Origin of the sequence: Pseudomonas sp. 1D4 (assembly GCF_001728925.1) — a bacterium.
Taxonomy (GTDB): Bacteria; Pseudomonadota; Gammaproteobacteria; order Pseudomonadales; family Pseudomonadaceae; genus Metapseudomonas; species Metapseudomonas otitidis.
In genome coordinates this window covers 75514-93660 of sequence record NZ_LXJQ01000016.1, presented here as the reverse complement: position 1 = coordinate 93660, position 18147 = coordinate 75514, and the positions used below count along the sequence as shown (strand labels likewise).

Genomic DNA, 18147 nt, shown 5'->3' with positions numbered 1-18147 from the left:
TTTTTTTATGACCGGCGGTTTGAGCGTGGCGGACGTGTCCAGTGCTCAGGGCGTCCGGTGTTGCACTCCTTCTTCTCGACGAAGGCCCTCATCCAGTCGGCCAGACGCCCGGGGCGGGCCAGCAGTTGCCAGTGGCCGGCGTCCACTTCGCGCCGCAGCAGGTCCGGGGCCCAGCGTTCCAGGCCGTCGAACAGTTGAGGCCGCACGTAGCGGTCACGGGTCTGCACCACCAGTTGCACCGGCACCCGGGTGGGGCGTTGGCGAGCGGCGAACAGGCGCGGCATGAAGTTGGCGCGGTAGAGCTTCACCCCGTGCTGGCCGTCGGCCAATTGGTGTGGGTTGCGCTCCGGCTCGCGGATGCGCTCCATCTGCCGCATCAGGGTCGGCCAGGCTCTCGCCAACCCCATCCGCCAGCACAGCTCCGGCAGCCAGGGCGTCTGGAAGAAGGCGATGTACCAGGAGCTGACCAGTTGCCCGAGCGCCTGCAGCCAGCCGCGTGGGGCGAGGCGTCCGAAGCGGGCGCGCATCCAGTGGCCGACGTGGTCCAGGCAGGGCCCGGAGAGGCTGGTGTAGGAGGCCAGCAGCGGCTCGAAACGCGGGTCGGTCACTGCCTCCCAGCTCTGGATCGAGCCCCAGTCGTGGGCCACCAGGTGCACCGGGCGGTCCGGGCTGTGGGTGCGGATCACCGCTTCGAGGTCGTTGGCCAGGTGTACCAGGCGGTAGTCCCGCACCCGCCGGGGGGCTTCGGAGTCGCCGGCGCCGCGCACGTCGTAGGCGATGATCCGGTAGTCGGCGGCCAGCTCGCGCACCAGGGGCAGCCAGACCCGGTGGTTGTCGGGGTAGCCATGCACCAGCAACAGCACGGGGCCCTTGGCGTTGCCCCATTGGTAGGTGGCCAGGCGCACGCCATCGCCCTGGATGAGGGTGCGTTGGGGTTCGAGGTTGAGCGGTGCGTTCATGGACGTGCTCCCGGGCGTGAGGTGAGCCTGGGGCACGAATCGTGACATCAGGCGATGTCACGGATTGTCAGTGAGACGCCAGCGCCTGGCCAGTTGCCGTGCCCGCAGCGTTACCCCGTTACCCCTGGCCGGAAGCCCTTGCCCTGCCTGGCTTTGCGGGTTTCTGCGGGGTGTGGGACGGGAAGGGGAGGCAGCAAGTCCAGCCATAGGATAGGGCGGGGCGGGCGTGTTGTTGGCGGTCCGGGGGCAGGGCTATGATCCGCCTCCATGAAGACACCCCAACCCTTCCTGTCCCGCCTGCTGGCCCGTGCGCCGGCCGAGGGGGATGCCCTGCCCGAGGCGGTGGAATACACCGTCGATGAACTGGCCCGCGAGGCCGGCACCACCGTGCGCAACCTGCGGGCCTACCAGGACCGCGGCCTGCTGCCGCCGCCGGAGCGTCGCGGGCGGGTGGGTATCTACAACGGCGGGCACCTGTCGCGGCTGCTGCTGATCGGTCAGTTGCTGGAGCGCGGCTACAGCATCGCCAGCATCCGCGAGCTGCTGGAGGCCTGGGAGCAGGGGCGCGACCTGGCCCATGTGCTGGGCCTGGACGCTGCCATCGCCGGGGCCTGGGGCCAGCCGGAGCCGACCCGCCTGGGCTTCGACGAGCTGATCGCGTTGTTCGGCGAGGCGCTGACCGACGACACCCTGGACCGCGCCCGCGAGCTGGGGCTGGTGGAGTTCGCCGGGGATCACCTGCGGGTGCTGAATCCGCGCATCTTCAACGCCGGGGTGCAACTGCATCGGTCCGGCATCCCGCTGGCGGTGCTGCTGGAGCAGTTCGCGCTGATCCGCCAGCAGGTGGCACCGGTGGCCGATGGCATCGTCGGCATGATCGTCGCCCACCTGGTCAACCCGCTGCTCAGCAGCAGCCTGCCCCACGTTTCCGAGCTGGAGGCGCTGAACCGGCAACTGCTGGCCCTGCGGCCGCTGGTGGAGGAGGTGGTGGACAGCGAGCTGGCGCGGGGGCTGCAGGCGTCGGCCAACCAGGAGCTGGGTGGCCGTGTCGGTGAGCTGCTGAAGGGTTTCCTCAAGGTTTAGCCCTCCGCCTGAGCGAGGGGCTGGTTGGGTGCCGCCGCTCAGCGCAGCGTCACATGGCGGCTGATCAGCGCCCGCAGCGCGGCGGGCTTCACCGGCTTGGCGAGGTAGTCGAGCCCGGCGGCGTGGACTTCGGCCACCAGTTCGGCACGGGCGTCGGCGCTGATCACCACGCCGGGCACCGGGCCGCCCATGCGGGTGCGCAGCCAGCCCATCAGCTCGGTGCCGGTCTCGCCCTCGTCGAGGTGGTAGTCCACCAGTACCAGTTCCGGGCGCACGGCCTCTTCCAGCAACTGCTCGCACTCCAGGCGGTTGCGCGCGGTCCAGACGCGGCACCCCCAGCGCGACAGCAGGCTGTCCATGCCGGTGAGGATGCTGTCCTCGTTGTCGATGCACAGCACCTGGGTGCCGTTGAGGGCCTGGCCGGCACCTTCCTGCGGCTGGCGTGCCGGGGCCGGGCGGGCCTGGCGCGCCACGGGCACGGTGACGCTGAAGACGCTGCCCTTGCCGGGCCAGGAGCGTACTTCCAGCCGGTGGCCGAGCACGCGGCAGAGGCCGTCTGCAATCGCCAGGCCCAGGCCCAGGCCCTTTTCGGCACGGGTCTGGTGGCTGTCGAGGCGCTTGAACTCCTCGAAGATGACCTTGCGCTTGTCCTCGGGGATGCCGGGGCCGCGGTCCCAGACTTCCAGGCGCAGGGAGTCGCCTTCGCGGCGCGCGCCCAGCAGCACGTGGCCCTTGGCGTAGCGGAAGGCGTTGGTGAGAAAGTTCTGCAGCACCCGGCGCAGCAGCTTGGCGTCGCTCTCGATGTTTAGCCGGCTGCCACACAGGCGGAACTGCACGCCCTGTTCCTGGGCCAGGGCCCTGAACTCGGCCCCCAGGGTGTCGAACAGGCTGGCCAGGGGGAAGGTGGTGCGGTCGGGGGTGATGCGGCCGCTTTCCAGCCGCGAGATGTCCAGCAGGTCGGTGATCAGGTCTTCGGCCGAACGCAGCGAGCTGTCGAGGTGCCCCACCAGTTCGCGGGCCTCGGGCGGCAGCGCTTCCAACTGGTGGGCGAGGGCAGCGGAGAACAGCCGCGCGGCGTTCAGCGGCTGCATCAGGTCGTGGCTGACGGCGGCGAGGAAGCGCGTCTTCGACTGGTTGGCGGCCTCGGCCGTGCCCTTGGCCTCGATCAGCGCCTGGTTCAGTTGGGACAGCTCCTGGGTGCGTTCGACGACGCGCTGCTCCAGGCTTTCGTTGGATTCCTTGAGGGCGTGCTCGGCCTCGCGGAAGGCGGTGATGTCGGTGAAGCTCATGACGAAGCCGCCGCCGGGCATGGGGTTGCCGATCAGCTCGATGACCCGGCCGTTGGGGAACAGTCGCTCGGAGGTGTGGGCGTTGCCCTGGCGCATCCAGTACAGCCGGCGGGAGACATGGGCTTCGGCATCACCGGGGCCGCACAGCCCGCGCTCGGCGTTGTAGCGGATGATGTCGGCGATGGGCCGGCCGACGCTGATCAGCCCTTCCGGGTAGTCGAACAGTTCCAGGTAGCGGCGGTTCCAGGCCACCAGGCGCAGTGACTGGTCCACCACGCTGATGCCCTGGGTGATGTTCTCGATGGCGCCCTGCAGCAGGGCGCGATTGAACTGCAGCACTTCGGAGGCTTCGTCGACGATGCGCACAACGTCCTCCACCTGCATCTCGCGGCCTTCGATTGCAGCCTTCACCACCGCGCGGGCCGAGGAGGCGCCGAGCACACCGGCCAGCAGCCGCTCAGTGTGGGTGATCCAGTCCTGGTTGGCGTTCTGCGTGGGGTTGAAGCTGGTGCCCTGGCGGTAGGCGAAGCGGGCGAAGCTCTGCCGTGCGCGTTCCTCGCCGACGAAGCGGGCGGCGAGCATCAGCAGGTCTTCCACCTGCACCGCCAGCAGCGAGCGACCACTGGGGCGTGCCGAGACTACCTGGCCGATGAAGCGGCTGGCCTGCCAGTGTTCGGACACGCGGGTGCGGGAGAACACCGAGACCCAGGCGAACAGCAGCCAGTTGCCGGCGAGGGAGATGACCACGCCCTGGGTTTGCGGGTCGATAGGCAGCTTGAGCGGGTTGGCCATCAGCCAGGCCAGGCCGGGGAAGGCCTCCAGCGGCCAACCGAGGCCGCGTGCCACCAGTGGCAGCACCAGGGTGTAGGCCCAGAGTGCCGAGCCGGCGGCCAGCCCGGCGAATACGCCCCGGCGGTTGGCCTGCTTCCAGTAGAGGGCGCCGGCCATGGCCGGGCCGAGCTGGGCGATGGCGGCGAAGGCGATCTGGCCGATGGTGGCCAGGCTCGCGGTGGAGCCCAGCAGGCGGTAGCTGACGTAGCCCAGCAGGATGATCACCACGATGCTGATGCGGCGCACCGAGAGCATCCAGTGGCGGAACACTTCGAATGGGCGTTCGGCGTTCTGCCGGCGCAGCAGCCAGGGCAGCAGCATGTCGTTGGAGACCATGGTCGAGAGGGCCACGGCTTCGACGATCACCATGCCGGTGGCCGCCGACGCGCCGCCGATGAAGGCCAGCAGGGCCAGGGCCGGGTGGGCTTCGGCCAGGGGCAGGCTGATGACGAAGGAGTCCGGCATCACGCCGGCAGGCAGCAGCATCATGCCGGCCAGGGCGATGGGCACGACGAACAGCGCGGCCAGGGCGAGGTACACCGGGAACACCCAGCGGGCGGTGCGCAGGTCGCGGGCGTCGATGTTCTCCACCACCGCTACGTGGAACTGCCGGGGCAGGCATACGAAGGCGGTCATGGCCACGGCGGTCTGCACGATGAGCGTCGGCCACTCCACCGGGTGGTTCCAGAAGCTTTCCAGTTGCGGGGCGAGCAGGGCGCGGCGGGTGAGGTCGTCGAAGCCGTCGAAGAGCACGAAGCTGACGTAGGTGCCCACCGCGAGGAACGCCAGCAGCTTGACCAGCGATTCGAAGGAAATCGCCATCACCATGCCTCGGTGGTGTTCGGTGGCATCCAGGTTGCGGGTGCCGAAGAGGATGGTGAATAGCGCCAGCACCAGGGACACGATCAGTGCCGTGTCCTGGGCACGGGTACCGGTGGAGTCCGCGCCGGAGCCCACCAGCAGGTTGACGCCGAGGACGATGCCTTTGAGCTGCAGGGCGATGTAGGGCAGCACGCTGACCAGGCAGATCAGCGCCACCACCACCGCCAGCGCCTGGGACTTGCCGTAGCGGGCGGCGATGAAGTCGGCGATGGAGGTGATGTTCTCCTGCTTGCTGATCAGCACCATCTTCTGCAGCACCCAGGGGGCGAACACCATCAGCAGGATGGGCCCCAGATAGATGGGCAGAAAGGCCCAGAGCTGCCCGGCGGCCTGGCCGACGGCGCCGAAGAAGGTCCAGCTGGTGCAGTACACCGCCAGCGACAGGCTGAACATCAGGGCACGCGCCCGGGGCGGCATCGGGGCGCTGCGGCGATCGCCGTAGAAGGCGATGCTGAACAGCACCGCCATGTAGAGGAGGGCGACCGCGGCGATCAGCCCGCTGGACAACGACATGCAGACTCCGGAGGAAAGGGGGCGGGCAGGGCCCGGGCACAGGCTGCAGTTTCGCACCAAAGGTCATTTCCGTCAGGCGGCTGCTACCAAGGTCGCAGGCGGACTTGAGCGCCTCTTGCCGGGCTGTTAGCTTGGCTTGCCGCGCCGGGCCTGGAGCCCGCCGCAGCCCTGCCAGGCAACCGCGTCCGGTTGTCGCGTAGAACGGGCAGGGGTTATTCGCCTGAGGAGGGCGCAGATGTTCAATCCGCAACCGGTCACCCTGCAGCGTGGCGCATTGCGCCTGGAGCCACTGGGGGAGGCCGATGTCAGCGAGTTGGCGGCCCTGGCCGAAGCCAATCGCAACGAACTGGTCTACATGAGCGGCCCGCTGCGGCCGGACTGGTATCGCCAGGCCATCGCCCAGCAGCGAGAAGGCCAGGCCGTGGTGTTCGCCATCCGCCTGGGTGACCGCCTGGTGGGCACCAGCCGATTCGCCGAATTCATGCCCGCCCTGCCCGCCGTGGAGATCGGCTGGACCTGGCTGGCCGGCAGTGAGCACGGCACTGGCCTCAATGCCTCGATCAAGTACCTGATGCTGCGCCACGCCTTCGAGGAGTGGCAGGTGGTACGGGTGCAACTGAAGACCGCCGGCAGCAACCTGCGCTCGCAGCGGGCCATCGAGAAGCTCGGTGCGGTGCGCGAGGGCGTGCTGCGCAACCACCGCCGCCTGGCCGATGGACGCCTGGACGACAGCGTCATGTTCAGCATCACCGACCACGAGTGGCCGGCGCTGAAGCAGGCCCTGGAAGCCGCATTCGTCCAATGAACACGGGCGGTGAGCGCACGCGCTTCTGGCAGGCCAGTGCGCTGAGCGGGGTCGAACTCCTGCACGCGCGCTACATCCAGCAGCGCTTCGCGCCCCATGTGCATGAGGGGTACGTCTTCACCATCCTCGAATCCGGCGCTCAGCGTTTTCGTCATCGCGGCAGCGATCACCTGGCCGCCGTCGGCAGCATGGTGCTGATCAACCCTGACGAACTGCACACCGGCTCCAAGGCCCATGAGGAAGGGTGGCGCTACCGAGGGTTCTACCCCGACCTGCACCGGGTGACCGATGTGCTGGACGAGCTGGAGATCGCCACCGGTGGCCTGCCCACCTTCGCCGACAGCGTGCTGCATGACCCTGAGGTGACCCGCCGCTTCCTCGACCTGCACTGCCTGCTGGAGCGCAATGCCTCGGCCCTGGAGCAGCAGGTGGCCTGGCGTGAGGCGATCCTGCTGCTGTTCAGTCGTCATGCGCGCATCGGTGCTCCACGGCCGGCGGGGCAGGAGCCCCAGGCCGTGGCGCTGGCCCGCGAGGTGCTGGCAGCGCGCCTGGCCTCGCCTCCATCCCTGGAGGAGCTGGCTGCCCTGGTGGGGCTTTCGCCGTTCCACTTTGCCCGGGTCTTCCAGCGTTCTACAGGGATGCCTCCCCACACGTGGCTCAAGCAGCGTCGCCTGGAGCAGGCACGGGCCATGCTGCGCAGCGGTTGTGCGCCGTTGTCGGTGGCCATGCAGTTGGGCTTTGCCGACCAGAGCCACCTGACCCGTCAGTTCAAGCAGACCTACGGTATAGGCCCCGGCGAGTACCGGACCGCCAGCGCAAGATCGTTCAAGACCGACTGAGCGTCGGCTGGCAGAGTACGGGGACAAGGAGAATCCCATGTCCCGCTCTACAGAATTCGTCCGCGGCGTGCGCGACATCGTGCCGATGCTCATCGGCGCCATGCCCTTCGGCATCATCTACGGCACCCTGGCCGCCGGCGCTGGCCTCGATGCCTGGCAGACCCTGGGCATGTCCCTGCTGGTGTTCGCCGGCTCGGCCCAGTTCATCGCCATCACCCTGCTGGGTGGCGGTGCCGGGGTGGCGGTGGTGCTGCTCACCACCCTGGTGGTGAACCTGCGCCACGCCCTCTACAGCGCCACCTTGCAACCTTTCGTGCGGCACCTGCCGCGGCGCTGGCGCCTGTTGCTGGCCTTCTGGCTCACCGACGAGGCATTCGCCGTGGTGCAGCACCGTTATGCGGAGGAGGACGACTCGCCGCTCAAGCACTGGTACTTCCTTGGTGCGGCGCTGGCGATGTACCTGAGCTGGGTGTCCTACACCCTGGTGGGGGTGGTGTTCGGCCAGGCGGTGCCCAACCTGGCGGCCTGGGGGCTGGACTTCGCCATGCTGGCGACCTTCATCGGCATCGTCGTGCCCATGCTGCGCAACCGCCCGCAGGTGGCGGCGGCGCTGGTGGCCGGCGCGGTGGCGGTGGCGTGCCAGGGCCTGCCCTACAAGCTCGGGCTGATGGCGGCGGCGCTGGCCGGCATCGTGGTGGGCGTGGTGCTGGAGCGCCGTGATCGTCTGGACCTGCTGGGGGAGGCCCTGTGATGGAAACCTGGTTGCTGATCCTCGGCATGGCCGCGATCACCTTTGCCATTCGCTACAGCCTGTTCGCCTGGCCGGACCTGCGCTTCCCGCCGGTGGTGCGCCAGGGGCTGCACTACGTGCCCACGGCGGTGCTCACCGCCATCGTGGTGCCGGGCATGCTGATGCCTGACGGCGAGCACCTGGCCGTGGCGCTGGACAACGCCTACCTGCTGGGCGGGTTGGGCTGCATCCTCATTGCCGCGCTGACCCGGCACCTGCTGGCGACCATCCTCGGTGGGCTGCTGCTGTTCTTCGCGCTGCGGGCGTACCTGGGGCAGTTGCCGATCTAGGCAGGAAATCCGCGCCGTTTCAAACATCCTCGCGGCAGATGTGGCTTTCCGACCGGGTCCTGATGTCCAATCAGCGATGTGCGATCCCCTGCGGGGCACATTCTCGCCAACCATCAGGTACCAAGGACGATGAGCCAACATTCGCAATTCGCTCTGCTGGGCACTCGGCGCTTTCTGCCGTTCTTCGTGACCCAGCTGCTCGGGGCCTTCAACGACAACATCTTCAAGCAGTCGCTGATCCTGGCGATCCTCTACAAGCTGGCGATCTCCGGCGACAAGGGGATCTACGTCAACCTCTGCGCGCTGTTGTTCATCCTGCCGTTCTTCCTGTTTTCCGCTCTGGGCGGCCAATTCGGTGAGAAGTACGCCAAGGACGCGCTGATCCGTGTCATCAAGCTGGCGGAGATCGTCATCATGGCGGTCGGTGCGCTGGGCTTCTTCTTCGACAACCTCTGGCTGCTGCTGGCGGCATTGTTCGCCATGGGGACCCACTCGGCGCTGTTCGGCCCGGTGAAGTACTCGATCCTGCCCCAGACTCTGCGAGAGCAGGAGCTGGTGGGAGGCAACGCGCTGGTGGAGATGGGCACCTTCCTGGCGATCCTCGCCGGCACCATCGGCGCGGGCATCATGATGTCCGCCGCGAACTACGAGCCGATCGTGGCCGGCGCCATCCTGCTCACTGCCTGCCTGGGCTACCTGGCCAGCCGGGGCATTCCCCGTGCGGCGGCGACCATGCCGGAGCTGAAGCTGGAGTGGAACATCTTCGTGCAGTCCTGGCGCATCCTGCGCTTGGGTCTGGAGCAGCGGCCGTCGGTGTCGCGCTCGCTGGTGGGTAACTCCTGGTTCTGGTTCCTTGGTGCCGTCTACCTGACGCAGATCCCGGAGTATTCGAAGGATCTGCTGTACGGCGATGAGAGCGTGGTGACGCTGATCCTCACGGTGTTCTCGGTGGGTATCGCCATGGGCTCGATGCTGTGCGAGCGGCTCTCCGGCGGCAAGGTGGAGATCGGCCTGGTGCCCTTCGGCTCCATTGGCCTGACGCTGTTCGGCATCCTGCTGTGGTGGCACTCCGGTGGCTTCCCACAGGGGGCCCAACCCCATGACTGGCTGGCGGTGCTGAGCGAGCCGCAGGCGTGGATGATCCTGGCGGACATCTTCGGCATCGGCCTGTTCGGCGGCTTCTACATCGTGCCGCTGTATGCCCTGATCCAGTCGCGCACCGCCGAGAACGAGCGGGCGCGGGTGATCGCGGCCAACAACATCCTCAACGCCTTGTTCATGGTGGTTTCGGCTATCGCCTCGATCCTGTTCCTGAGCGTGGCCGGGCTGTCGATCCCGCAGCTGTTCCTGGTGGTGTCGCTGATGAACATCGCGGTGAACAGCTACATCTTCAAGATCGTCCCCGAGTTCAGCATGCGCTTTCTGGTGTGGCTGCTCGGCCACTCCATGTACCGCGTGCACCATCGCGGCCTGGAGGCGATCCCGGAGGAGGGCGCGGCGCTGCTGGTGTGCAACCACGTGTCCTTTGTCGACGCGCTGCTGATCGGCGGCGCCGTGCGCCGGCCGGTGCGTTTTGTCATGTACTACAAGATCTACAACCTGCCGGTGCTCAACTTCATCTTCCGCACGGCCGGCACCGTGCCGATCGCCGGCCGCAGCGAGGACCTGCTGGTCTACGACCGTGCGTTCAAGAAGATCGACGAGTACCTGAAGGCCGGCGAGGTGGTGTGCATCTTCCCCGAGGGCAAGCTGACCGGCGATGGTGAGATGAACGAGTTCAAGAGCGGTGTGGAGCGCATCCTCGAACAGAACCCGGTGCCGGTGATCCCGATGGCGCTGCAGGGCCTGTGGGGCAGCTTCTTCAGCCGCGACCCGAACAAGGGCTTCTTCAGGCGCTTCTGGTCCCACATCAACCTGGTGGCAGGCCCGGCGCTGGCGCCGGAGACGGTGGACCGCCTCAGTCTGCAGGCGTCGGTGGCGGCGCTGCGCGGTGATGTGCGCTGATCGACCCCCGGAATGAAAGAGCCCGCCAGAAGGCGGGCTTTTTCATGGGTGTGATTCAGGTGCTCATCTTGAGCCCGATCAGCCCGAAGATGATCAGTGCGACGCTGCCCAGGCGCATCAGCGCGACCGATTCGCCGAACAGGATGACGCCGGCGATGACGGTGCCGACGGCACCGATGCCGGTCCAGATCGCGTAGGCGGTACCCAGGGGCAGGTGCTTCATGGCCAGGCCCAGCAGGCCGAGGCTGATGGCCATGGCGAGCACGGTGAGGGCGGTGGGCAGCGGGCGGGTGAAGCCTTCGGTGTATTTCAGGCCGACGGCCCAACCCACTTCGAACAGGCCGGCGAAGAACAGGATGATCCAGGACATGGTGACCTCCAGAGGGGGCGGAATGGGGGCCGTCCCCGGGTAGTCACTGCAGCGCCGCACTGAAGGCGAGGCTGGAAGTGGCAGGGCCGTCCCTGCGTTTGCGCAGTATTTTGCACATTCTGGCTGGGTGGACAAGTCCGTACTGCCAGGTGGCTGTCCGTCAGTGCTATGTGCGGCTGTCGGAATCGGTTTCGCTCATGCGTCGGAAGATGGCGGCCAACAATGACCCCGAGAGGTTGTGCCAGACGCTGAAGAGCGCGCTAGGCACGGCGGCCAGGGGTGAGAAGTGGGCGTTGGCCAAGGCCGCGCCGAGCCCGGAGTTCTGCATGCCCACTTCGATGGAAAGGGTCTTGCGCTGGGCCAGCGGCAGGCCGAAGACGCGGCCGGCGAGGTAGCCCAGCGCCAGGCCGAAGCCGTTGTGCAGCACCACTACTGCCATGATCAGCAGGCCGGATTCGGCGATCTTCGCCTGGCTGGCAGCGACGACGCCGGCCACGATGGCGACGATGCACAGCACCGAGACCAATGGCAGCACCTGCTCGGCCACCTGCACCCGTGCGCCCAGCAGACGCTGCGCCACGATGCCGAGGGCAATGGGCGCCAGCACCACCTGCAGGATGGACATGAACAGGGCACTGAACTGCACCGGCAGCCAGGCCGAGGCCAGCAGCCAGATCAGGGCGGGCGTGACCAGTGGTGCCAGCAGGGTGGTGACGGCGGTGATGGCGACGGACAACGCCACATCCCCGCGGGAGAACCAGGTCATCACGTTCGAGGCCGTGCCGCCCGGGCAGCAGCCGACCAGAATGACGCCGACGGCGATCTCTGGTGGTAGCTGCAGAATCCGGCAGAGCAACCAGGCCAGGCTCGGCATGACGATGAACTGGGCCAGCACGCCAATCAGCACCCACAGTGGCCGCCGCGCGACTTCGCGGAAATCCGCTGCCTTCAGTGTCAGGCCCATGCCGAACATCACCAGCCCCAGCAACGGCACGATCCATTGGGTGATCGGCAGGAAGGGCGCCGGGACGCAGAACGCCAGCACGGCGAACAGCAGGATCCAGAGGGCGAAGGTGTTGCCGACGAAGCGGCTCAGGGCAGCGAGGGCGCGCATGGTCATTCCTTGTCGTTATCGTGAAAGCGCCGGCTCTTGGCCGGCGCTTCGGGAGGTTCAGATGCCCTGGGGAATCTCTTCGCCGCCGAGGGCGTCGAGCAGTTGGGGCAGGAACTCCACCAGTGTCAGCATCATCAGGGTGAAGCTGGCATCCAGTTGGGCGAGGGCGTCTTCGCCGCCGTCCTGCTCGGCCTTCTCCTGCAGCAGGTCTTCGAAGCGCAGGCGCTTGATCACCAGCTTGTCGTCGAGGATGAAGGAGAGCTTGTCCTGCCAGGCCAGGGAAAGCTGGGTGACCAGCTTGCCGGAAGAAAGGTGCAGCTGGATCTCGTCGCTGGTCAGGTCCTGGCGCTTGCAGCGCACCACGCCGCCGTCTTCGTCGGTGTCACGCAGCTCGCATTCGTCGAGGACGTAGAAGTCCTTGGCGGCTTCCTGGGTCTTGACCCACTCGGTGAGGGTGGCGGTGGGGGCAATCTTCACCGAGGCAGGGCGCACCGGCAGCGAGCCGATGGCCTCGCGCAGGGTGGAGAGCAGGTCTTCGGCGCGCTTCGGGCTGGAGGCGTCCACCAGGATCAGGCCCTGGGCCGGGGCGATGGCGGCGAAGGTGGCCGACTTGCGGATGAAGGCGCGGGGCAGCAGGGTCTGGACGATCTCGTCCTTCAACTGGTCGCGCTCCTTCTTATAGACCTTGCGCATCTGCTGGGTCTCGATCTCGTCGACCTTCTCCTTCAAGGCGTCCCGCACCACACTGCCGGGCAGGATGCGTTCCTCCTTGCGGGCGGCCACCAGCATGAAGCCCTCGCTCACGTGGACCAGCGGCGCGTCCGCACCTTTGCCGAAAGGCGCCACGAAGCCGTAGGTGGTCAGTTCCTGGCTGGCGCAGGGGCGGGCCGGCTTGGTGGCCAGGGCGGCCTCCAGGGCATCGGCGTCGAAGGGCACATCCTGGGTGAGGCGATAGACGAGCAGGTTGCGGAACCACATAAGAGGAACTCTCCAGAAACAAAGGCCGCATTATTCTCGTCCCGGGCCTGCAGGCCAACCCTGCGCTAAGCCTTTGGAACGGCTGAAAAAAATTTTTGAAAAAGGGCTTGCCAGAGTTCGAATGCATCCCTAGAATGCGCACCACTTCGAGAGTGAAGGGTGATTAGCTCAGCCGGGAGAGCATCTGCCTTACAAGCAGAGGGTCGGCGGTTCGATCCCGTCATCACCCACCAATCTCGGGGTAACGCGCAGCGGTAGTTCAGTCGGTTAGAATACCGGCCTGTCACGCCGGGGGTCGCGGGTTCGAGTCCCGTCCGCTGCGCCATATTGCAAAGCCCTCAGGTAGCGATACCTGAGGGCTTTTTCGTTTGTCCCGGTTTTTTCGGTGCGATTCCGGATCAGGCGAATGGTCGTGAAAAGCCGCAAAATCCTCGCCCTGACGCTGAACTTATTCCCCTGTTTTCGATCCTAAGTGCCCATAGCCACTGATCGCAGCGGCCTGCTAAGCTCGCCGCTTCTTCGAACATGCCCTCACGGCGTACAGACTAAGGAATCAGCATGAAACAAACTCGGTTGGCGGCAGCGGTGGCCCTGGTGGGCCTGGTGCTCGCAGGCTGCGACTCCCAGACCAGCAGCGTCGAGCTGAAGACCCCGGCCCAGAAGGCGTCTTACGGTATCGGCCTGAACATGGGCAAGAGCCTCGCCCAGGAAGGCATGGATGACCTGGATTCCAAAGCCGTCGCCCTGGGTATCGAAGACGCCATCGGCAAGAAGGACCAGCGCCTGAAGGACGAAGAGCTGGTCGAAGCCTTCGCCTTCCTGCAGAAGCGTGCCGAAGAGCGCATGACCAAGCTGAACGAAGAGTCCGCCAAGGCGGGCAAGAAGTTCCTGGAAGAGAACGGCAAGCGCAAGGAAGTCACCACCACTGCTTCCGGTCTGCAGTACGAAGTGGTCAAGAAGGCCGACGGCGCCCAGCCCAAGCCCACCGATGTGGTCACTGTCCATTACGAAGGCAAGCTGACTGACGGCACCGTGTTCGATAGCTCCATCCAGCGTGGCAGCCCGATCGACCTGCCGGTGGGTGGCGTGATCCCCGGTTGGGTGGAAGGCCTGCAGCTGATGCACGTGGGTGAGAAGTACAAGCTGTACATCCCGTCCGAGCTTGCATACGGCGCGCAGAGCCCGAGCCCGGCGATCCCGGCCAACTCGGTCCTGGTCTTCGACCTGGAACTGATCGGCATCAAGGATCAAGGCGCTGAGCAAGGTGCTGCCCCGCAGCAATAATGCCCGGTCGACCAGACGCCCCGCTTAGCGGGGCGTTTTCGTTTGTGCCTTGCTTTTGATAGGCGCTCCTGACCGTAACGGAACTGCGGGTTAGCAAACGAACCCCGGCTCGACCAGCAGGTCTGAAAGGGGGTGGAGACACACCGGCCTGTTACGGTTATGCACACGGGCGTGCAGCCACGGATTTGTCACTGCGACGGGCTGCCGCAGCGGCTGGTCAAAAAATCAACTAATTGATTTCGTTGGATTTTTTCGGCGTGGCGAAAAAATCGCCGATCTAAGCGGAAGCCTCGTGGTGCGGGGCTTTCATGGCGCAATCAATACACTGTCAACAAGGTTATCCACAGGTTCTGTGAGTAACCGCCGAAGGGCCCGTTCTACGCGGTTCGGAGACTCGAGACATGAAGGCACCGTGGAATTTCGAACGTTACCTGCCCCTGGCTGGCCGATTCCTGGTCCGTGGTCGGCTACCGGCCTTGCTGTTGGCCGTCACCCGAAAGAGTGCCCGCCAGGGTGGTCGTCTGGGTGGGGCGCGGGAGGACCTGAAGCTGCTGATGGCACTTTGCGTGGCGCGGGCTCGCGGGCAATACCGGGATCTGAGTCCCAAAGCACTGTTGTCCGTGGTGGCCGGACTGGTCTACTTCCTGACGCCGGTGGATGCGATCCCCGACTGGGTGCTGGGGGCGGGCCTGATCGATGATCTGGCGGTGCTGGCTTGGGTCATGCGCACCTGGGGCCGGGAGCTGGAGGCGTTCCGTCGCTGGCGAGATGCCCAGGCACCGGAGGTGGTCGCACGCCTGGAACAGCTCCCTGCACCGCAAGAGCTGTCAGAGGAATTCAACTGATCCCGAGGGCCTGCCTACCCGGTCATGCTCCGTTCATGTAGGGCCCCGTAGGCCGATTCGCCCTGTTAAGATGGCCGCCTGCAAGGAAGGTGCTGAGACGTCGGCACTGCTGTCCACGGGAGTTGCAATGAACGTGCAAGTGATCATGCGTGACGGCGAAGCAGAATACGCCGTATTGCCCTGGGCCGATTACCAGGCGCTGCTGCAGGCCGCCGGACAGGCTGCGCCTGCCTCGGCCCCCGCCGATACCCATCCCCTGCGCGAGCTGCGGGCACTGCGCGAAGCCCGCGGCCAGAGCATCGAGCAATTGGCGCGTGCGGTGGGTATCAGCCCGGTCTACCTGAGGCTGATCGAGGAGGGTGAGCGCGAGCCTGATGCCGCCATCCAGCGGTCCCTGGCCGTGACCCTGGGTATCGCTGGCTGGGAGGTGCAATGAGCGTGCGCATCAGTCGCCAGCACTGGCAGTCGCTGTTGAATGAGCTGGAGGATGCGCGGCGACAGCGCCATCTCCTCACCTACCGGGCCTTGGTGGAGCGCCTGCAACTGCCGAGCCCGGCGATGCAGACCCTCACCGCCGCCCTCGAACACCTGGCCGCACTGGATGCCCGTGCCGAACGGCCTTTGCGCAGTTCTCTGGTGATCAGCCAGGGTGCCAGCCGCCTGCCGCGTACGGGCTTCTTCGAGTTCGTGGTACGGCTGGGGCGTTTCTCCGGTCCTCCGGACGGCGTTGCTGCTGCCTCCTGGCATGCTGCCGAGGTGGTTCGCGTCTTCGAATTCGACTACCCCGAGGAGCTCTGATGGCTATCTGGAAATTGCGCGCCTGGCTGGGTTACGCAGTGGCTCGCTGGCTGCTGCGTTTCCCGTCGCTGGTGCGCAACCCGCGCACCTGGAACTGGATGCAGGGGCAGTACGCCCGGCAGGCCAACCTCGGGCATGTGGCGGCTCAGCGTTTCTATGGTCACCTGTTGCTGCACCGTGGTCAGGGCTTCGGTGCGCGGGAGGAAGGCATCCGCCTGCTGCGCCTGGCGGGTCAGGCCGGGGATGGCAAGTCGGCGTACCAACTGGGCGTACTGGCGTTGGCTGGTGACGCCCGGCAGGCACCGGATGCGACCCAGGCCGCCCACTGGTGGAGTCTGGCGGAGCAGGCCGGTCACCCGCTCGCGGCGCGCAAGCTGGCGGACCTGTACCGCGAGGGCGGGCCGGGGTTGGCGGCGGATGTCGAGGCCGCCGAACGCCTGGATCGTCGCGCCGCCCAGCTCGGGCTCTGAGTCGAACCTAGGCTCTGTACGAAAAGTCGTCGAGCGAAGGTCAGGCAAGGCGAAAACGCCCGAAGAAGCGCAGTTCACGTGTTGTAAATGAGCATTCTGATCGGACTCGCGCACGAGGGTGTTTTCAACGCGGCATCACCGAGCGCAGGCACTTTTCGTACAACGCCTAGACCGCGTCGAGGATGTGCAGGCTGTAGCCGGGCACGGCCTTGGCGTGGCGCTTGGCCTCCGAGGCGAGGCCGGCCAGTTGCCCGGCATCCAACTGGCTGCAGGCCTCGGGCGTCAGGTTCACCACGCCGATGGAGAGTGACAGCAGGGGGAACTCCTCGCGCTGGCCGCTGCGGTTGTGGGCGATGAAGCAGCCCGCCTGCAGGTGGTCGGCCCGGTAGAAGCGCCGGCACTGGCCCTGGAAGTCCTCCAGCAGGAAGTTGAGCTTGCTGCGCCAGTCATCCGAGCCGAGCACCAGCATGAAGTCATCCCCGCCGATGTGCCCGACGAAATCCCGCGCTGGATCGACGCGCTCGTTCAGGCATTGCGCCAGGCACAGCAGCACTTCGTCGCCCTTGGCGTAGCCGTAGAGGTCGTTGAAGGGCTTGAAGCTGTCGATGTCCACGTAGCAGACCCGTGCGGCACGTCCCTGCTGAAGCAGGCGGCTCAGGCACTGCTGGATGGGCACGTTGCCCGGTAGCAGGGTCAGTGGGTTGGCGTGGCGGGCCTGCTGAATCTTCATCTCGGTGATCAGCTTGAGCACGTCGATCACCCGCCCCAGGCCGAGGTAGCGCCCCTCGGAAATGATCACGAAGTCTTCCTCGATCCGCTGCCGCGCCCGGCTGGTGAGCAGGCGGCTGACCTGCTGCAGGGACTGGCCGATCTCCACGGCGAGGAAGTCATCGCTCATCAGCCGGCTGATGGGCTTGCGGGCGAACAGGTCGGTGGCGAAGGGCTTGAGCAGCGCATCGGAGAGTAGGTGGCGGTGGACGATGCCGATGGGTTGCTGCTGGTCGTCCAGCACGGCCACCGAGTTCAGGTTGGCCTGCACGCGGAAGGCTTCCAGCACTTCACTGATGGGGGTGTTGCGGTGCATGGCCGGCTGCTCGTTGAGCAGGGGCTTGAGGTCGGCGCTGTCCTCGCCCAGTTGGCTCTGGGCGCGGTCCAGTAGCGGCAGGTAGGTGCGGGCCTCTCGCGGTGGGTTCTCCTGGGGCCGGCAGAGCAGGTAGCCCTGCACCAGGTCCAGGCCCATTTCGGCCAGCACGGCCAGTTCTTCGCTGAGCTCGATGCCCTCGGCGATGACCTGGGCGCGGGAGGCCTTTGCCATCTTCAGGATGGAGCCGACGAACTCGCGCTTCACTGCGTCCTGGTGGATGCCGTCGATGAAGTGACGGTCGATCTTCACGTAGTCGGGGCGCAGCTCTGACCACAGGCGGAGACTGGAATAGCCTGCACCCAGGTCGTCCAGGGCAATGGAGAAGCCCATGGCTCGGTAGTGGTGCAGGGCGGTGTCAAGCAGGGCGAAGTCATCGGTGGGGGCCTGCTCGGTGAGTTCGATGACCACCTCGCTCGGCGGGATGCCGAAAGCCTGCAGCATCTGCAGGGTACGACCCGGCTGGTGGGCTGGGTCCAGCAGGGATTCGGGGGAGACGTTGAGGAACAGCTTGCCGTCCAGTTTCAACTCATGGAATCGGGTGCAGGCTCGCTTGCGGCAGGCCATCTCCAGTTCGCTCAGCCGTCCAGCGTGGCGGGCCACGGCGAACAGGGTGACGGGGGAGTGCAGCGGGCTGTTGGAGGGGCCGCGGGTCAGGGCCTCGTAGCCGAGGATGCGCCGCTCGGAAAGGGAGAAGATCGGTTGGAACAGGCTGTTCAGGTCGCCGTGAGCGAGGATCTGGCCCAAGGCGCTCAACTGCTCGGTGACTGTCATGAGGGGCTCTCGTACAGGAGGCTCTAAAAGCAAGGGGCCGCATAAGCGACCCCTGCATTTCACGACAGTTTCGTGACGATCTGATGAC

At 66.4% G+C, this 18147-nt stretch carries 17 protein-coding genes and 2 tRNA genes; 13 read left to right on the top strand and 6 right to left on the bottom strand.

From position 1 onward, the window contains the following. Positions 1-5: 5 nt before the first annotated feature. On the bottom strand, positions 6-959 hold the full coding sequence (locus A7D27_RS10890) for an alpha/beta fold hydrolase (protein WP_069564877.1): 954 nt from the start codon (positions 957-959) through the stop codon (positions 6-8). Between the two features lie 267 nt (positions 960-1226). Here A7D27_RS10890 and A7D27_RS10885 point away from each other — a divergent pair, with 267 nt between their 5' ends. Beyond that, on the top strand, positions 1227-2042 hold the full coding sequence (locus tag A7D27_RS10885) for a MerR family transcriptional regulator (RefSeq protein WP_069564876.1): 816 nt from the start codon (positions 1227-1229) through the stop codon (positions 2040-2042). A 38-nt stretch (positions 2043-2080) separates the two neighbouring features. Here the strand turns inward: A7D27_RS10885 and A7D27_RS10880 are convergent, their stop codons facing one another. Then, on the bottom strand, positions 2081-5557 hold the full coding sequence (locus tag A7D27_RS10880) for a PAS domain-containing hybrid sensor histidine kinase/response regulator (protein ID WP_069560876.1): 3477 nt from the start codon (positions 5555-5557) through the stop codon (positions 2081-2083). Between the two features lie 235 nt (positions 5558-5792). Between A7D27_RS10880 and A7D27_RS10875 the strand changes: the two genes are divergently transcribed. From A7D27_RS10875 to A7D27_RS10855, 5 genes are all read left to right on the top strand, one after another. Then, positions 5793-6362, top strand: a complete 570-nt coding sequence (locus tag A7D27_RS10875; protein WP_069560875.1) for a GNAT family N-acetyltransferase — start codon at positions 5793-5795, stop codon at positions 6360-6362. Continuing rightward, entirely contained in the window at positions 6359-7201 is an 843-nt protein-coding gene (locus tag A7D27_RS10870) for an AraC family transcriptional regulator (protein WP_069564875.1), read from the top strand. The genes A7D27_RS10875 and A7D27_RS10870 overlap by 4 nt, the downstream gene beginning before the upstream one ends. A 37-nt stretch (positions 7202-7238) precedes the next feature. Beyond that, positions 7239-7952 carry an AzlC family ABC transporter permease gene (locus A7D27_RS10865; protein ID WP_069560873.1) on the top strand — a complete coding sequence of 238 codons (714 nt, stop codon included), beginning with the start codon at positions 7239-7241 and terminating at the stop codon, positions 7950-7952. After that, positions 7952-8281 carry an AzlD domain-containing protein gene (locus A7D27_RS10860; RefSeq protein WP_044406183.1) on the top strand — a complete coding sequence of 110 codons (330 nt, stop codon included), beginning with the start codon at positions 7952-7954 and terminating at the stop codon, positions 8279-8281. The genes A7D27_RS10865 and A7D27_RS10860 overlap by 1 nt, the downstream gene beginning before the upstream one ends. A gap of 129 nt (positions 8282-8410) precedes the next feature. Further along, the gene (locus A7D27_RS10855; RefSeq protein ID WP_069560872.1) at positions 8411-10285 is read left to right on the top strand and encodes an MFS transporter; all 1875 of its coding nucleotides are present in this window, start codon (positions 8411-8413) and stop codon (positions 10283-10285) included. A gap of 55 nt (positions 10286-10340) precedes the next feature. Here the strand turns inward: A7D27_RS10855 and sugE are convergent, their stop codons facing one another. From sugE to rdgC, 3 genes are all read right to left on the bottom strand, one after another. Continuing rightward, positions 10341-10655 carry a quaternary ammonium compound efflux SMR transporter SugE gene (gene sugE, locus A7D27_RS10850; protein ID WP_069560871.1) on the bottom strand — a complete coding sequence of 105 codons (315 nt, stop codon included), beginning with the start codon at positions 10653-10655 and terminating at the stop codon, positions 10341-10343. A 166-nt stretch (positions 10656-10821) separates the two neighbouring features. Beyond that, positions 10822-11769: a bile acid:sodium symporter family protein gene (locus tag A7D27_RS10845; RefSeq protein WP_069560870.1), complete on the bottom strand. Its 948-nt coding sequence runs from the start codon at positions 11767-11769 to the stop codon at positions 10822-10824. Positions 11770-11826: 57 nt separating this feature from the next. Then, positions 11827-12747: a recombination-associated protein RdgC gene (rdgC, locus tag A7D27_RS10840; protein WP_044406173.1), complete on the bottom strand. Its 921-nt coding sequence runs from the start codon at positions 12745-12747 to the stop codon at positions 11827-11829. A 157-nt stretch (positions 12748-12904) separates the two neighbouring features. Between rdgC and A7D27_RS10835 the strand changes: the two genes are divergently transcribed. The 7 genes from A7D27_RS10835 (at position 12905) to A7D27_RS10805 (ending at position 16144) form a co-directional block, all read left to right on the top strand. Beyond that, positions 12905-12980, top strand: a tRNA-Val gene (locus tag A7D27_RS10835). A 15-nt stretch (positions 12981-12995) separates the two neighbouring features. Continuing rightward, positions 12996-13072 (top strand) — tRNA-Asp (locus A7D27_RS10830). Between the two features lie 233 nt (positions 13073-13305). Beyond that, entirely contained in the window at positions 13306-14031 is a 726-nt protein-coding gene (locus A7D27_RS10825; protein WP_069560869.1) for an FKBP-type peptidyl-prolyl cis-trans isomerase, read from the top strand. Between the two features lie 401 nt (positions 14032-14432). Further along, on the top strand, positions 14433-14876 hold the full coding sequence (locus tag A7D27_RS10820) for a YkvA family protein (RefSeq protein ID WP_069564874.1): 444 nt from the start codon (positions 14433-14435) through the stop codon (positions 14874-14876). Between the two features lie 127 nt (positions 14877-15003). After that, positions 15004-15312 (top strand): helix-turn-helix transcriptional regulator, encoded by a 309-nt coding sequence (locus A7D27_RS10815; RefSeq protein ID WP_069564873.1) that lies wholly within the window; start codon positions 15004-15006, stop codon positions 15310-15312. Continuing rightward, a complete protein-coding gene (locus A7D27_RS10810; protein WP_069560866.1) occupies positions 15309-15674 on the top strand; it encodes a hypothetical protein in 366 nt (121 codons plus the stop codon). Before A7D27_RS10815 ends, A7D27_RS10810 begins: the two co-directional genes overlap by 4 nt. Further along, positions 15674-16144: a sel1 repeat family protein gene (locus A7D27_RS10805; RefSeq protein WP_069560865.1), complete on the top strand. Its 471-nt coding sequence runs from the start codon at positions 15674-15676 to the stop codon at positions 16142-16144. Before A7D27_RS10810 ends, A7D27_RS10805 begins: the two co-directional genes overlap by 1 nt. A gap of 166 nt (positions 16145-16310) precedes the next feature. Here the strand turns inward: A7D27_RS10805 and A7D27_RS10800 are convergent, their stop codons facing one another. Then, positions 16311-18059: a bifunctional diguanylate cyclase/phosphodiesterase gene (locus A7D27_RS10800; protein WP_069560864.1), complete on the bottom strand. Its 1749-nt coding sequence runs from the start codon at positions 18057-18059 to the stop codon at positions 16311-16313. Between the last annotated feature and the right edge of the window lie 88 nt (positions 18060-18147).

Excerpts from the sequence above, each read along its gene's own strand:
- A7D27_RS10810 (WP_069560866.1), top strand. The coding sequence starts at position 15,309 with ATGAGCGTGCGCATCAGTCGCCAGCACTGGCAGTCGCTGTTGAATGAG.
- A7D27_RS10825 (WP_069560869.1), top strand. The coding sequence starts at position 13,306 with ATGAAACAAACTCGGTTGGCGGCAGCGGTGGCCCTGGTGGGCCTGGTG.
- A7D27_RS10845 (WP_069560870.1), bottom strand. The coding sequence starts at position 11,769 with ATGCGCGCCCTCGCTGCCCTGAGCCGCTTCGTCGGCAACACCTTCGCC.
- A7D27_RS10815 (WP_069564873.1), top strand. The coding sequence starts at position 15,004 with ATGAACGTGCAAGTGATCATGCGTGACGGCGAAGCAGAATACGCCGTA.
- A7D27_RS10875 (WP_069560875.1), top strand. The coding sequence starts at position 5,793 with ATGTTCAATCCGCAACCGGTCACCCTGCAGCGTGGCGCATTGCGCCTG.
- A7D27_RS10800 (WP_069560864.1), bottom strand. The coding sequence starts at position 18,059 with ATGACAGTCACCGAGCAGTTGAGCGCCTTGGGCCAGATCCTCGCTCAC.
- A7D27_RS10855 (WP_069560872.1), top strand. The coding sequence starts at position 8,411 with ATGAGCCAACATTCGCAATTCGCTCTGCTGGGCACTCGGCGCTTTCTG.
- rdgC (WP_044406173.1), bottom strand. The coding sequence starts at position 12,747 with ATGTGGTTCCGCAACCTGCTCGTCTATCGCCTCACCCAGGATGTGCCC.
- A7D27_RS10820 (WP_069564874.1), top strand. The coding sequence starts at position 14,433 with ATGAAGGCACCGTGGAATTTCGAACGTTACCTGCCCCTGGCTGGCCGA.
- A7D27_RS10860 (WP_044406183.1), top strand. The coding sequence starts at position 7,952 with ATGGAAACCTGGTTGCTGATCCTCGGCATGGCCGCGATCACCTTTGCC.
- A7D27_RS10885 (WP_069564876.1), top strand. The coding sequence starts at position 1,227 with ATGAAGACACCCCAACCCTTCCTGTCCCGCCTGCTGGCCCGTGCGCCG.
- A7D27_RS10865 (WP_069560873.1), top strand. The coding sequence starts at position 7,239 with ATGTCCCGCTCTACAGAATTCGTCCGCGGCGTGCGCGACATCGTGCCG.
- sugE (WP_069560871.1), bottom strand. The coding sequence starts at position 10,655 with ATGTCCTGGATCATCCTGTTCTTCGCCGGCCTGTTCGAAGTGGGTTGG.
- A7D27_RS10890 (WP_069564877.1), bottom strand. The coding sequence starts at position 959 with ATGAACGCACCGCTCAACCTCGAACCCCAACGCACCCTCATCCAGGGC.
- A7D27_RS10870 (WP_069564875.1), top strand. The coding sequence starts at position 6,359 with ATGAACACGGGCGGTGAGCGCACGCGCTTCTGGCAGGCCAGTGCGCTG.
- A7D27_RS10880 (WP_069560876.1), bottom strand. The coding sequence starts at position 5,557 with ATGTCGTTGTCCAGCGGGCTGATCGCCGCGGTCGCCCTCCTCTACATG.
- A7D27_RS10805 (WP_069560865.1), top strand. The coding sequence starts at position 15,674 with ATGGCTATCTGGAAATTGCGCGCCTGGCTGGGTTACGCAGTGGCTCGC.